Genomic DNA, 13583 nt, shown 5'->3' on the forward strand with positions numbered 1-13583 from the left:
AACAATTGGGGTGCAGTTCAATTTAGGTGGTTTTTCTATTTGGAGGTGAGACGGTGGGTGCAGTTGTAGGGCTTACCGCGTATATCCAAGCGAAAAATCATACATGGAAAAAGAAAAAAGAGTAAAGGATTCGAGCTTACTCCTGTTTATTCATACTAAGCGTTCATGATTTTACAATATTTTATAATTTGTGTCGGCATTTTTTGCAATATTTTCAAGTGATTACTATTATTATGATTAAGAGAACAATGATTTGAGGTGAGTGATATTATCAAAAAAATTCTTTTGGTCTTACTTCTGGTGCTTTTAGCTTTCAGTTTTTTTGATCTTGACGTTAGCATGGGAATAAGCAGAAAGATTGTTGTAGTTCTCACAGTTGTGGTGGCTTTTGGGATTATTTATCTGGATAATAAAGGTGGTGGCAAGAAGGGTAAAAAAAAATGAAATAACTAAATCGTTACTAGCAGTCGCATTTACTACAGCTTTTCTATTTACTGGATACTCTCAGGTAGCGGTACCTAATGTTCACACAGCAGAACAATCTAATGATCGTAGTTTTGATATACTCCTTGAAATTGCAAAATCTGATTTGGAAGAAAAGATCTTTGTTAAGAATGGTCAAGCCCCCCTTTCGTAGACAGTAAGAAAAACCCTGGCCGTTAGGCCGCTAACTGACGCCTAAATTCACTAGGCGTCATTTTTAAAAATTTCAGTTGAAGACGTTCGTCGTTGTAAAAATGGATATATTCCTCAATTCTTCTTAGGGATATAGAGCTTCGGTTTTCAAATGAGAAAAGAAGCTTTCCATCTAGGAGTTGTCTAGGCAATTACCTCGTCGTGACATGCTGATCTGGGCGCCAACCGTAGGCAGCATGTCGTGGTATGACGTGTACTGGTGACCCTGATCGTTGTGAACGATCACACCAGTCACGTCTTTTTGTGTTTTAAATGCTTTCTTGAAAGTCTCAAGAACTAGCGCATTGTCGTTTCGAGAGCGACGAATAACTGCTTTTATCCCCAAATTTTGCATCAACCGTAACACTTTTTTATGGTTTACTTTACAGCCATACTGACGTACTATTTCTGCTTGAATTCTGCGGTAGCCGTAAATTCCTTTCCTTTGCTTATAGATCGACCTGATCTTCTCTTTCAAAGACCCTTAAAGTTCATCGGTAAACCACAGGGGTTATTCCAATGTCTACTTTAAGGGGTGCACTCCATTTTGAGGAGACGGGTTTTTCATGTTTCTCCACTACTTTTGACAAGCCGTTCGCGCATATCTTCTCGACAGGAGGGGATGAACGGTGCATGTAAAGATTATACCGGGCAGTTCTACTGACAGTATTCGTTCCGCCTGTTACCACTATTTATTAGGAAAATACAGGAGGGAGAAGCCTTATGATCGGAATATATGCCAGGGTGAGTACAGAGGAGCAGGCGAAAAGCGGGTTCAGCCTCGACGATCAGGTAAGGGAATGCAGGAAAAAGGCAGCGACGAGTGAAGCTGCCGAGTACATAGATGATGTATCTGGCGAGTTCCTAGATCGTCCGGCTCTCTCAAGGCTAAGACAAGATGTGAAAGATGGAGTCATTACCAAAATTGTTTGTCTGGACCCTGACCGTTTATCGCGTAAGCTAATGAACCAGCTGCTTATTACAGATGAATTTGATAAGCGTGGTATAGAGCTTGTGTTCGTGAATGGCGAATATGCAAAAACGCCTGAAGGTCAACTCTTTTATAGCATGCGTGGAGCGATCGCTGAATTTGAGAAGGCAAAAATTAATGAACGTATGAGTCGTGGGAGAAGAGAAAAGGCAAGACAAGGCCGCGTTCTCCGTGACTTTCAAATATATGGATACAGTTATGATTCAGAGAAAGAACAGATCGTAATTAATGAAGTTGAGGCAGCAGTAGTGCGACTAGTATTCGATCTGTTTACTCAGCCCAACGAGCTAGTTCAAGGTATCAATGGGATAGCTGTTTATTTAACCAATAAAGGAGTCCCTACAAAGCGCGGTGCGAGCGTATGGCATCGTCAGGTGGTACGACAGATGCTGATGAACGAGGCGTACGTGGGGAGATTTTATCAAAATAAGTGGAATACAGAAGGGATGCTGGGTAATCAGTTTCGCCAGCCAGATGAGAAAGTCCGTATGAAAATGCGCCCAAAAGAAGAGTGGATATCCTTGCCCTGCCCATTCATTATTGACGAAGTGAAATTTGAACATGCCCAGCGACTACTAAAGGAATCCAGAAGAAGATGGGCGGGACGGAGCTTCAACGAGTACCTCTTAAGCGGCCTAGTACGTTGTGGGTCCTGTGGAAATACGATGTCAGGAAGAAAAGCGAAAAACTGGAGCCAGCATGTTTTTGAGTATACTGATGTTAAGAATACAGCAGGTGCAAAAACTAAGGGGTGCGGTCGTCGTGTAAGATGTGAGCAATTGGACAATCAGGTTTGGGAAGCGGTTGCATCCTGGTTGAATAATCCTGACGAGATTGCGGCGGTAGTGGAAGATAAAGTGGAAACTCCATTCGAGCAAGTGGAGTTGGAGCGATTGCAAAAGGAACTCGAAAAAACAAAAACAGGACGCAAGAGATTGCTTAAATTGTTTGCGTCTGGTGAAGAAGATATTGGTGAAGAAGATATTCGCCAAGAGTTGAAAGAACTGAAGGAGAAGGAGGATAAACTGAATCAGCGTCTAAACGAGCTGCTGGATCAAACAAAACAGCAGGTCGATTATGAGTATAGCCGCAACTTGATTCAAGAAGCTGCTGAATTTTATTTATTAAAGGCTCAGGATGAGCTCACCTTTGAGGATAAAAAAGAGCTGATCCGTCATGTGGTTAGGGAAGTAAGAGTTTTCGAAGCGAGTGTGGAGATATTCACGTTCTAATGTTCTGAGTAAATAAAGTGTGAAAACATATGCCGTCCCAGGCACCTAACAGACCATGGATCGTCTTGAGGCTTCCGTAAAACCTGGCAAAGCGCCTGGTTTTACAGTCCAAGGACGGCACAGAACACATAAAAGATCGCCACACACCTGGCCAAGCTGGCATAGGTTGTGTGGCGATCTTTATTTATTCTTTACCAGACTAGTTTTCCATAGATTTATGAAACTTTCTAACTATTTTGCGATTACAATCAAACCGTTTACAGCCTCCCTTCGTTTCCTTTGATAGTACCGTTAAAAAACATGTGTGAAATGGAGGAAGAATCATGAAGAAGACCGTGTTCCTAGCAGCTCTACTGCTCTTTGTCTTTACAACTGCTGGAATGTCAGCCTATGCACAAATGGACGGTAAGCCGGCGTCCCAGGCAACATCAAATACCAGCCAAAGTAATAAAGTCATCCGGGTGTACGGACCAGGTGGACCACTTGGACCGATCAAGGAAGCTGCTGAACAATTTTCAGCTGAAACAGGAATGAAGGTGGAAGTAACAGCCGGACCAGAGGGCAATTGGATCGGCCAAGCAAAGCAAGATGCAGATATTATTTTCGGTGGCTCCGTGTATATGTTGCAGGACTTCATCTTTAACCACCCCGAAATGATCGACACTAAATCACGTACGGAGCTTTACCCGCGTGCTGCGGGAATCTTGGTGAGGAAAGGAAATCCTAAGAAGATTGAAAGCCTGGAGGATTTAACGAAAAAGGGAGTAAAAATAATCGATGTGAATGGGGCTGGCCAGCTTGGCCTGTGGGAAGACTTGGCAGGCAGAAAAGGGCTGATCGAAGGCATCTCCCAAAATATTAACCTTTCTGTAAAGTCGAGTGCCGAAGCCATTGAACGATGGAAATCGAATGCCAGCCTGGACGCCTGGATTACCTATGAATCGTGGCATTATCGGCTCCAGGATGTGACTGATCTGGTCGAACTGCCCGAAGAAGAAAAGCTCTATCGTGGAACGCCGATCGCCCTGACGAAAATCACTGATCAGAAAAAAGAGGCACAGCAATTTATTGATTATTTAAGAACGGAAAAATCTCACCAAATCTTTCGAAAATGGGGTTGGAAGTAAGGACGAGTCATACATCTCAAAAACTGGGAGGAACATACATGAAAAAAGCAGTTTTTACCCTTGCGATACTTTCGATTATTTTTGTTTTGGCTGCCTGCGGAAAAAGCACGGAGGTAAAAACAGAGACGGTTCAACCCGATCAAGCCCAAACGGAACCAACTAAATCGGAACAAGCCCCGGTTGACAGCCTCCAGCTTTTGAAGAATGAGAAAGCTGGAGAGTACCTGGCGGACCCACAGGGAAGGGCCCTGTATTACTTTAAAAAGGACGAAGCAGGAAAAAGCAATTGTAGCGGAGACTGCCTGGCAAACTGGCCGGCATTTACCCAGGAGGATTTCGCCGTCCCGGAAGGTTTTGACAAAAAGGATTTCGATACGATCACAAGAGAAGACAACGGGAAGAAGCAGTTTACGTACAAAGGCTTTCCTCTCTATTATTTTGCAAAAGACCAGCAAAAAGGGGATGTAAACGGACAAGGAGTAAAAGAGGTATGGTTTGTCATAAACAGCGAAACAGCATTTGAATAAGCCTGCCCAGGGAACGATTAGTCGCGGTCGTTCCCATCTTTACTTTTAAAATAGTGTTATGGCAATATATTTTTATCCAAAAGCAGGGAGTGCCACATGAAAGAAAATTACGATGCGGAATTAATGCGATTGGTAAACGAAAAAAATGGTCACGCATTAGAGGAGCTCTATGATCGATATATAAAGCTTGTTTACGGCTTCGTTATGAAGTTTTGCAATGGGAATGAGGATAAGACGAAAGAGATTATTCAGTTGGTCTTTTTGAGGCTATGGACAACAAACTGCCATTACGATCCTGCTCAAGGCAGCTTTGTAAATTGGCTGCTCACGATTACTCGCAATATTTGCATTGACTACCTCCGAAAAGAGAAGAGGCATACGCAACACCATCAAGAGGAACACGAAGAGATCGCCGACCCTGCTAATGCAGTCGAGCAACGAGTAAATACGAATGATATTGCGATGGCGAAAAACAAATTGCCGACGGCGCAAAGAAAATTAATCGATTTGCTTTATTGGAAAGGGTATTCTCTTTCAGAGATCGCCAAGCTGGAACAAGAGCCGCTCGGCACGATTAAAAGCAGGCTTCACCAGGCTCTTAAAGGATTGAGGAAGCATCTGGAACTGGAGGATTTAAAATGAGAAGGGTTTGTGATCAGTTAATTCCATATATAGTAAATGAGCTCAAGGAGAGCGAACACATGGCCTTTGCTGAACATTTAAAGAATTGTACGGAGTGTAAGAAAGAATATCAGGAATTATCCCAGGCCTGGCATGCTTTGCCATTCGATTATACCGAAATCGAGGTGCCTGAATCGCTAAAAGGAGAGGTGCTGGGGTTTGTTTTTGAGCACAAAAGGAAAAGCGGTACGGAAACATTCATAGCTAAGATGAGCAAGCTCGCCATGATGCTCAAAAGCCAGTTCACTCCAGTTTCAACCAGTATCGTGGCCGTCTTGTTACTCGCGTTTATTGGTCTTGGAATAGCGAATGTACAGGTAAAAAATCGGCATGTCGAAAATATACCCATTGAAATTTTAACGGCGATTCCCTTAAAAGCAGCCAATCAAAGCCACCCGGGAACAAACGGCATCGCCTATATTGTCCAGCAGGGATCAGAGAAAAATTTGGTGGTGCAGGTTCACGAATTGCCCGGCGTCGAAGGTTCACAGGTTTATCAGGTTTGGCTGCTGAAAAACAGCACGAGGGAAAATGGTGGCATATTCAAGCCGGACGAAAACGGATCTGGAATACTGACCTACCAGCTCGCCGAAGGGCAGACTTTTGATCAAATCGGCATCACTGTCGAACCGGACGCGAACAGCAGACAACCAAGGGGGAAAAAAATAGCCGGGTCATAGAAATATCTGGCTAACCGTATAGTACGAACGGGTCTTCCTATCTGTATTCTAAACGGTAGAATCGATTTTGATCGATCTTTTTTCAAAATGGATTTGCAGAAGTTTTACGCAGCAGGCCGGTACTGATGTGTTGTAAGAGCATATTACTGTGTGGCAAGAGCAAGATCGATCCGTGTAATCCGCCATGATTCGTGAGTTGATCGAAAAGGAAATACCCTATAATTAACGGAAGTAGTAGGAACAACGAGGCAGTGTTTATACGCGTGATTAAGCTAACGGGCTTAACGATTATAAAGCTGTCGCACCTGCTAAGCAATGCTTGTACAATTATCTAAAGAATATAAATGCTACATAATACTTGGAGGTTATGAAAATGATGGAGCAATATGTATTCCGTTAAGTCCGTGGTCCCCCTTGCTATCTCTATTCTCACCTTATAAAAATAGAGGAGGACGAATATGGATATTTTCATTAGAGAACTGAGAGCTGGGGACGATGAGTGTGGTGCAAACATTGATGGGAGCTTTATCGTGGACTCTACCCTTGTCTTGCAACTAATGGGACAGCGAATCGGATATACGGTGATGGAGAGACCTCTTAGGAATAAAAGCTACGATGATGAACAGCTTGAAGAAGATACTGTTGAGGATTATTCGAACTATATCGACAATCCCCATCAAATCATTTATTTAGCGCTCGTAAACAATCAAGTTGTAGGTCAAATTGTTTTGAAAAGAAATTGGAACAAATATGCCTATGTGGAAGATATCAAAGTTGATAAGCAATATAGAGGATACGGCGTCGGTAAAAAACTAATCGAACAGGCTAAATGCTGGACGAAGGAAGGCGGCATGACGGGAATTATGCTGGAGACACAAAGTAATAATGTCCGCGCATGTAAATTCTACGAAAGTTGTGGTTTTGTCATCGGAGGTTTCGATTCCTACGTCTACAGAGGTCTAGATAAAGATAGTGATGAGATAGCAATTTATTGGTATCTCATGCTTGATTAATAAGTGATTGATCTTCAGCATATGTCTTAAAAAGCCTAAATAAGGGCAGCTTCTTTAAGACATTCCCCCAGTTTGGGAATAAATTTTTCTTGAAACAACTCCCGGCATATCAAGGATTCCAGTCTATTGCTATATTTTCAATGAACATCTAAATCTGTCGATGCTCCCCTTTTGACATTTAGATTGAAATCCTCATGCATCTGAGAAGCTTGAAAAAAACCAAAAAAGACGTATCCTTGCACGACCCAATCGGAACGGACAAAGAAGGCAACGAATTAACCCTCACAGGTTATCTGTGAGGGTCTTTTTATTGTGGAATCAATGGATATAGCGTGAGCTCAAAGTTTTTTTCACGTTGCCACTTTTCCTTACGGTACACGGCTTTTCCAATTACGGTTTTCAAAAGAGAATTTTTCTTTGCAGGGTCTTCCGTTTGTTCGTATAGTTCCAGTACATTTTCTACCTTTGGGATAATTTCAAGCTGTGCCTGCTGACGTTTACATTCCAATTCCAATTCCTGTTCTGCTTGGTTAATTGCAGAGCGGATGGCTTCCATACGATCAGACAAGTTTTTAGAGCGCTCTAAAAAAGTATCTTCATCGTAAATACCTCTTTCTAGAAAATCATAGAGCCGGCCTTTTTGTGAATCCAGATCCTTTAGTTCACGTTCAAGGATAGAGATGGTGTGACGTTTGGTCTCAAGAATGCCATTATTCTGTGAAGGTTGTTCGTGTCTTTCCCAATCGGCTTTATATTGGTTTAGCCAATCTCTAAGCCCAAGAACGACAGCCTGCTCCACATAATTAAAGCGACTACTTTTGTTTTGGCAAAGCTGGTTGTAACATTTTAGATGGGCTTGCTGCTTTGTATATGGTCTTAGAACCATTGAGGAACCACACATGTCACACTTTACTAATCCGGCGAGGGGATTTGTAATACCATTAACCAATTGGTACGGTACGTGGTATTTTCGTCCTAAGATATCCTGGGCTTTTTGAAACGTTTCGATCGTCACTAGGGGTTCGTGCTTCCCCTGCACGTCTACCCATTCGCTACGCGGTCTGGTTCTTACATCTTTTCGTTTACCAGGCTCTGTTGACTTCTTTTCCTCTTTCTTTTTCCACTGGAGCCGACCGACATATACGGCATTTTTTAAGATTGCCAATACAGATGAGGAGGACCAAGCTTTTCCTGTATATGAGTAATACCCCATGCTGTTCAGTGTTTGGGCAATTTTATTGCTCCCCATTCTGCTTGAAGGCACTTCGTGTGTATACCAATCAAAGACCATTTTCACAATGCGAGCTTGTTCCGGATGTGGAATCAGGATACGCTCACGATCGGTCTTATGAATTTGGTAACCATAGGGTGGACGAGTAGCGATATAATTTCCTTCTTCGACAGAGGCAATACGACCACGTTGAAGACGTCGATTGATTAGCTTTAACTCGCGACGCGCCATGAATGATTCAAACTCCATGTACTCTTCATCCCATTCATCGTTGGGATCGTATATTTTCCTGGGTGTGATGATCTTGGTTCCAGATTCCCGAAAAGCTCGTTCTATTAGCCCCTGATCCACTTTGTCTCCGCGACCAAGACGGTCGATATCCATTACCAATACAGCGTCATAAGCTTTGCTCTCGACTTCTTTCAAGAGCTCTAGCATTTCAGGACGGTGAATCAGGGATTCTCCAGAAACTATTTCTTCACGAATTTTTATAATATTTAGCTCATGCTGTTTTGCAAGTTTTAAAAGAGCTTTTTTGTGTTTGGCAAGGGTTTCACCTTCACCGCGTGCTTCTGCTTCCAAATCGGCACGTGATTTACGAAGGTACATACAAACTCGGTCCATATTGCCCTCCATGAGTGATAGCTGTGGATGTCTAAAAATACAAAAACGCCCTTGGTAACAGAAACTGGGCGGTTTCTAATAGTATACGATCTTGTTGTAATTATATCCCATCTGCTAAATTCGGAACAACAAATGTGGAAACTTCTGGGACACTGATATGTTATACTATTCTTACAATAGAATCGGCTCCTCAGGGGCGGCGGCTCATCTCCCAATGTCATATTAGGGGAGGTGAGAGTATGGAGGTATATCAGGCTCTAGCGTTGATGATTTCTTTCGCAACGTTGGTTGTGTTGATTCTGACCTTCGATAGAAAAAAGAAGTAACCGCCCCTTGAGCTACCAACTCTGGCGGTTACTTTTCTGAAATAATTGAGCTGCCCCCTTGTGGGAACGTCTATTGTACTGACCGTTCCGGTTGCCGCCGGGACGGTCTTTCTTTAGTATACGCAGTTTTTGTTATTTTTAGGATAGATTACATTTAGTGATATGTCAACAAATAGGGATGAATACCTTTTTCAATCAATAATAAATGACGAATATAAGGATAGTAATAAAAAGTAATTTATTATAAAATTTTCTTAAAATGTTAAAGTTTTTTTGTGGGGGTCTGAATGACTGGATCAGTTACGTTAGGTATGCAGATTAGGTCATACCGGAAAGGAAATCGCCTTACGCAGACGTCGCTTGCAAAGATAACTGGGATACGAAGAGATTTCTTAATTGGAGTGGAAAAAGGTCGGATTGTTCCTGGATTAGAAGTAATAGATCAAATCACTGATGGACTTGGAATACGTTACGATGCTCTATACAGGTCCTACTTGCATTGCTTTGACAATCCTGAAAGCCTGCTAAGACTCGTTGAAGATGAAATTACCAAAAACAACGTAGCATTTGCTTTACGCGCCCTTCAAAGAGTAATGGAAATAGCCAAAAAAACAGGCGATAGAGGGCTGCAATTATTCGCGGTAATCAAGCTGATACTACTTCGAGACGTGTTCACCGGGAAAAAACCGAAGTTAAATGAGCGAACAATAGAATTCGCACTAAGTAACTTTGCTCTCCTTTCCAGCGATCAAATGAACGGCGTGTTAGACAGTCTTTATCAACTAACTTTACGGCACAAACAGGCATTCGATTTATTTATTGATCTTGCAAGCAGGATTTCCAAAGACGATCTTTCAGGGAAGCAACTTTTCTTACTCTATAACCACCTGGGATATATCTATTATTTTAAGAAACAATACTTTCAAGCTCTAAGAATGCTAATTAAAGCGTTTGAATATGAAAAGGATGCTGATTGTGAGAGCCTTGGTAAGGCGTATGGTCGACTAGGAAACGTAGCCGTACAATGTAGACAATACGAGCATGCTATCCAGGCATATAAGCGTGGCACTGAGTATAACAATTTAGCATGTAAAGGAAACATCGGAAAAGCATTCATTCGATTAGGACTCGTAAATGAGGCAATACAATCATGGAAGAGTTTTCTTCAAATCACAGAGGGATATGAATTGCATGTACTTCCTGATTGGGCGTTTGTTGAAATGCTTTACGGTAATGTTCAAAAAGGAGAGTATTTACATTCAGAGGTTTATAGACTAATGCGTGAAACTCCATTGGAAGACCCTACAACATTATTGTTTTACAAAAGAAACAGTGCCGTCAAACTCATACTAGAAAAAAAGTATGTTGAGGCACTGGGATTATTAATAGAGGTCAAACATGAATTTTTACAGAGCTATTTGGAGGAAGAGATCGTGCCACTAGAGGACTTAATCCACTTGTTAGCTGCATACACAAATGGGATTCCTATTGTTAAAAGTTATACCAATATATAGAAACAGTTAGTACAATGGGTGTAATCATGAGAAAAGGGGTGTAATCTGTGAAGAAAATCGCAATAGCTATTTTTTCTGTATTAATCTTGGGGATTGCAATAGTGAGCCCAATGAAAGTGGAAGCTGGGGGACCGCCAATTCATCCGATTACTCAGGACAAGTCAGACCCAATTAAAGTATATGGTCCCCCAATCCACCCTTAAAAAATGTAAAATCCACCAGTGCCGGTGGATTTTTTGTTTTCCTTCTGTCAATTATCTTTTTTGTCGAAATGTATGGTGAATAGTGTCGGATTATGCGGGTGCTTGAAAAGTCCAACATTTTTTATTATTCATATATATTCTTTATAAATGATGAATTGTAAAATAGTAGCAGACTTTATTCCATTTTAGGAATAACTTGGAAAACAACAGGAGCCTAGAAAAGTTCCTGAGGGGAGGGTGCATAACCTCTTATGGAGAGAGATGCGAAAGAAAAAAGTACACCAGTAACGAGCAGAAATTATATAAAAGAAGAGGTAGTTAATGCATTTAAGGTGATTTTACAAAATAAAAATCATCCTGAAGCAAAAGTGATCATTGATGAAATTCAAAAGAACCGTTTTATCACTTTGTGATTGAACGGTTCTTTGCTTTTATACCCTCTGCAAATATGAGTGCTTGTTCAATTATTCGTTCACGATCTTCTTCTGGTAAAGATATAAGAGTGTCTAACAGCGCTCTCATTATAAGAGAGGTGAAATAAAGTGATTCCAGTAAACGAACGGATCGAGCAGATAAGAATTAATAAAGGTATTACAAAAGCTTATATGGCAAGGAAACTGGGGATGACCTCTATGGGATATCATCATTTGGCTACAGGCCGTTCTCCAATCAGCACTGATAGAATGCAAATCATAGCTGAAGCTTTAGAAGTTGATCCAAGGGAGTTTTTACGCCCAAAACTAAACGATTCGTTTAGTTCGGCGGAAGAAAAACAAAATACAGCCTGAAAGGAGTGCTCGTATGATGCGAAAGGAAATCGGAGGTGAAAACCATGGTAGTCCACCGTTCAGTGTTGCATAAGCATGTGACAGGAGGTGGTTCCAAGATGAAAACTGCTGGGAAGTTCGATGAACCAATCATTGTGGAGACGTACCAGTATGGAGACACCACTGTTCGCATTGCAAGCAACGCTTTCGTAAAAACGCCAGAAGAGAAAGAAAAAGTCATCCGAGATATGCACATGGCAGGTTGGACGATCCTTGAAGAGATTTATCAAAAACAGACCGGGTGAGTATACCCGGTGCTGATGGACAAGCTTCACACAACTGCATAGAGCGCCGAAGAGCGGGAGCGAGCGATGAGATGAGCCGCGCCATAATACATTCCACCATTTCGCCGGGTAAGGGTGATACAAGGTCAGGTGGAGGTCACTGCCAAGACTCGACGCTGCATGCAGTTGTGTGATGAAAGTGAGGTGAAAAGGGATGACCGACAAAAAGCCAGCCATCCGTAATATACGTGATCTGCTTTACGTTTCGAACAAAAACCATGAGATTGTAACGGAAATTATTGGCCTTGCTGTTCAACATAAGGCCTCTGAGTGAGTTTCAAAGTGCAATTGGTTGCATTCACACACAATTATCCGTACAACAGTCGGATCGTTGTGGAGAGGTTAAATACTTCTATCGTCTTGATCTGTACCACTTTCCTGAGTCGTTGGAGCCTTTTAAAGAACAATTGGAAGACGCACTCTTTGAAGCATGCTTCAAAATTTATCGTGAGTATCTCCAAAAGGTTGAAGCTAGCGAATAATCACTGACGTTGGAAGCCCACATTTTGGACATTCATCTTGATTAGTCGGAGTGGCTTCGTACCCATCAGGAAATTTGGCTAATTTACCATCTGGGCAACTAAGCCACAAACTTGTATTTTTGTCGGTTAGGTTGTCAGAAGATTGTAGTCCTTTACTTGTTCCTTGTATATTCCAGCCTAGACTTTTGAGATCGCTGTCCAATTTCACTTTATCCTCTTCTGACAATTGCCTCACGTTGATTGCATGATTCACAGATTTCACCACCTTCTGTCTTTGATATTGGAAGAAGAATGCCACTCGTCAAAGTACACGTTCTTCCGACAGAGAAATTCGACAGGATGTTTGGAAAATACTACCAATTACTAGAGGTGTTCAACCTGGACAAACTCGATAATCTGGTCAAACGCATTGGCTGATATACCAAAAAAGTGAATCAATCAGCAAAATGGCCACGTGATAAAAGAGAGCGTCGGCTCCCAAAACTTCTGGCCTACAAAGAAAGGCTTCATGAACTAATCCGAAAAAGAAAAATGCCCTCGGCTCATATGGCTGCCGAGGGAGAGTCTGGAAAGTGAGCTAGGATTCATTGTACATCGAAAATCGAATAACGAAGGTAAGGGTGGTGCGAACACTTGAGCGATTTTGGTAAACAGTTAGGTCAGTCACTTCAAGAGGCGGGCATGACACAGTTAGCTTTCAGTTTTGAAGCTAATGTAAGCCGGGAGGCAGTCTCTTCATACACCACGGGGAGAATTATGACGCCGCCCGATGTTAAATCGAAAGCTGTACAAGTGATAAACAATCCATTTCTTTCAATTGCAGCAGCTTATGAGTCCTCAGCAGGTACAAGCCCGGTCATTTTGGACGGCGACAATGTGGAACTAAATAGGCATACAGTGGTCGCTAAAACGGTTGAGGAAGTGGAAGAGCTTCTACTAGCCATAAGGCGGGCCCAGCCCATCCTTTTAAAACCGCCGTCCACATGGAGTACATCACAAATGCATCAGATTGAACACTTGATCAAGAGACATTGGACGTGGTTACATCCACAACACACATGGCAGCGGTGATCACGAAAGAATCGAAGTTAGGCTGGATAGCTCAATGGACGAAGCACAAAACAAAGCTTATGAGCAGAGGTTTTATAAAAGTGATGAAAGGGGCA

General features: G+C 42.1%; 18 protein-coding genes. 14 read left to right on the top strand and 4 right to left on the bottom strand.

Annotated elements, in window-relative coordinates; genetic code table 11:
* The first annotated feature begins 258 nt into the window (after positions 1 to 258).
* A complete protein-coding gene (locus tag C7R92_RS06400) occupies positions 259 to 444 on the top strand; it encodes a hypothetical protein (protein ID WP_106833598.1) in 186 nt (61 codons plus the stop codon).
* Positions 445 to 659: 215 nt separating this feature from the next.
* Here C7R92_RS06400 and C7R92_RS33390 read toward each other — a convergent pair whose 3' ends face one another.
* Both C7R92_RS33390 and C7R92_RS33395 read right to left on the bottom strand, forming a co-directional pair.
* Complete coding sequence (locus C7R92_RS33390) at positions 660 to 827, bottom strand: IS3 family transposase (protein ID WP_106833599.1); 168 nt, start codon at positions 825 to 827, stop codon at positions 660 to 662.
* Positions 809 to 1153 carry an IS3 family transposase gene (locus C7R92_RS33395; RefSeq protein WP_106833600.1) on the bottom strand — a complete coding sequence of 115 codons (345 nt, stop codon included), beginning with the start codon at positions 1151 to 1153 and terminating at the stop codon, positions 809 to 811. Before C7R92_RS33395 ends, C7R92_RS33390 begins: the two co-directional genes overlap by 19 nt.
* Positions 1154 to 1398: 245 nt before the next feature.
* Between C7R92_RS33395 and C7R92_RS06415 the strand changes: the two genes are divergently transcribed.
* From C7R92_RS06415 to C7R92_RS06440, 6 genes are all read left to right on the top strand, one after another.
* Positions 1399 to 2898 carry a recombinase family protein gene (locus tag C7R92_RS06415; protein WP_106833601.1) on the top strand — a complete coding sequence of 500 codons (1500 nt, stop codon included), beginning with the start codon at positions 1399 to 1401 and terminating at the stop codon, positions 2896 to 2898.
* Positions 2899 to 3221: 323 nt separating this feature from the next.
* Positions 3222 to 4025, top strand: coding sequence for an extracellular solute-binding protein (locus C7R92_RS06420; RefSeq protein ID WP_106833602.1), 804 nt, complete (start codon positions 3222 to 3224; stop codon positions 4023 to 4025).
* 38 nt (positions 4026 to 4063) lie between these two features.
* Positions 4064 to 4552: a hypothetical protein gene (locus C7R92_RS06425; protein WP_106833603.1), complete on the top strand. Its 489-nt coding sequence runs from the start codon at positions 4064 to 4066 to the stop codon at positions 4550 to 4552.
* Positions 4553 to 4648: 96 nt separating this feature from the next.
* Positions 4649 to 5194: an RNA polymerase sigma factor gene (locus C7R92_RS06430; RefSeq protein ID WP_106833604.1), complete on the top strand. Its 546-nt coding sequence runs from the start codon at positions 4649 to 4651 to the stop codon at positions 5192 to 5194.
* Between the two features lie 59 nt (positions 5195 to 5253).
* Entirely contained in the window at positions 5254 to 5913 is a 660-nt protein-coding gene (locus tag C7R92_RS06435; protein ID WP_244195662.1) for an anti-sigma factor, read from the top strand.
* 458 nt (positions 5914 to 6371) lie between these two features.
* Positions 6372 to 6926, top strand: coding sequence for a GNAT family N-acetyltransferase (locus C7R92_RS06440; protein WP_106833606.1), 555 nt, complete (start codon positions 6372 to 6374; stop codon positions 6924 to 6926).
* Positions 6927 to 7233: 307 nt separating this feature from the next.
* Here the strand turns inward: C7R92_RS06440 and C7R92_RS06445 are convergent, their stop codons facing one another.
* Positions 7234 to 8781 carry a recombinase family protein gene (locus tag C7R92_RS06445; RefSeq protein WP_106833607.1) on the bottom strand — a complete coding sequence of 516 codons (1548 nt, stop codon included), beginning with the start codon at positions 8779 to 8781 and terminating at the stop codon, positions 7234 to 7236.
* A 239-nt stretch (positions 8782 to 9020) separates the two neighbouring features.
* Here C7R92_RS06445 and C7R92_RS33400 point away from each other — a divergent pair, with 239 nt between their 5' ends.
* The 5 genes from C7R92_RS33400 to C7R92_RS06460 all read left to right on the top strand — a co-directional run bounded on the left by C7R92_RS33400 (position 9021) and on the right by C7R92_RS06460 (position 11896).
* Positions 9021 to 9107: a putative holin-like toxin gene (locus C7R92_RS33400; protein ID WP_412678998.1), complete on the top strand. Its 87-nt coding sequence runs from the start codon at positions 9021 to 9023 to the stop codon at positions 9105 to 9107.
* Positions 9108 to 9394: 287 nt separating this feature from the next.
* Positions 9395 to 10621, top strand: coding sequence for a helix-turn-helix domain-containing protein (locus C7R92_RS06450; RefSeq protein ID WP_106833608.1), 1227 nt, complete (start codon positions 9395 to 9397; stop codon positions 10619 to 10621).
* Positions 10622 to 11075: 454 nt separating this feature from the next.
* Positions 11076 to 11237: a hypothetical protein gene (locus C7R92_RS31960; RefSeq protein WP_158265726.1), complete on the top strand. Its 162-nt coding sequence runs from the start codon at positions 11076 to 11078 to the stop codon at positions 11235 to 11237.
* A 129-nt stretch (positions 11238 to 11366) separates the two neighbouring features.
* Positions 11367 to 11612 carry a helix-turn-helix domain-containing protein gene (locus tag C7R92_RS06455; protein WP_106833609.1) on the top strand — a complete coding sequence of 82 codons (246 nt, stop codon included), beginning with the start codon at positions 11367 to 11369 and terminating at the stop codon, positions 11610 to 11612.
* Between the two features lie 98 nt (positions 11613 to 11710).
* Complete coding sequence (locus C7R92_RS06460; protein WP_106833610.1) at positions 11711 to 11896, top strand: hypothetical protein; 186 nt, start codon at positions 11711 to 11713, stop codon at positions 11894 to 11896.
* Between the two features lie 510 nt (positions 11897 to 12406).
* Here C7R92_RS06460 and C7R92_RS06465 read toward each other — a convergent pair.
* On the bottom strand, positions 12407 to 12670 hold the full coding sequence (locus C7R92_RS06465; RefSeq protein ID WP_106833611.1) for a hypothetical protein: 264 nt from the start codon (positions 12668 to 12670) through the stop codon (positions 12407 to 12409).
* Positions 12671 to 12708: 38 nt separating this feature from the next.
* Here C7R92_RS06465 and C7R92_RS33090 point away from each other — a divergent pair, with 38 nt between their 5' ends.
* Together C7R92_RS33090 and C7R92_RS06475 are read left to right on the top strand one after the other, a co-directional pair.
* Positions 12709 to 12834, top strand: coding sequence for a hypothetical protein (locus C7R92_RS33090; protein WP_279629810.1), 126 nt, complete (start codon positions 12709 to 12711; stop codon positions 12832 to 12834).
* Positions 12835 to 13050: 216 nt separating this feature from the next.
* The gene (locus C7R92_RS06475) at positions 13051 to 13488 is read left to right on the top strand and encodes a helix-turn-helix domain-containing protein (RefSeq protein WP_244195663.1); all 438 of its coding nucleotides are present in this window, start codon (positions 13051 to 13053) and stop codon (positions 13486 to 13488) included.
* Positions 13489 to 13583 lie beyond the last annotated feature (95 nt).

The organism is Brevibacillus porteri, from assembly GCF_003013475.1.
Classification (GTDB): domain Bacteria; phylum Bacillota; class Bacilli; order Brevibacillales; family Brevibacillaceae; genus Brevibacillus; species Brevibacillus porteri.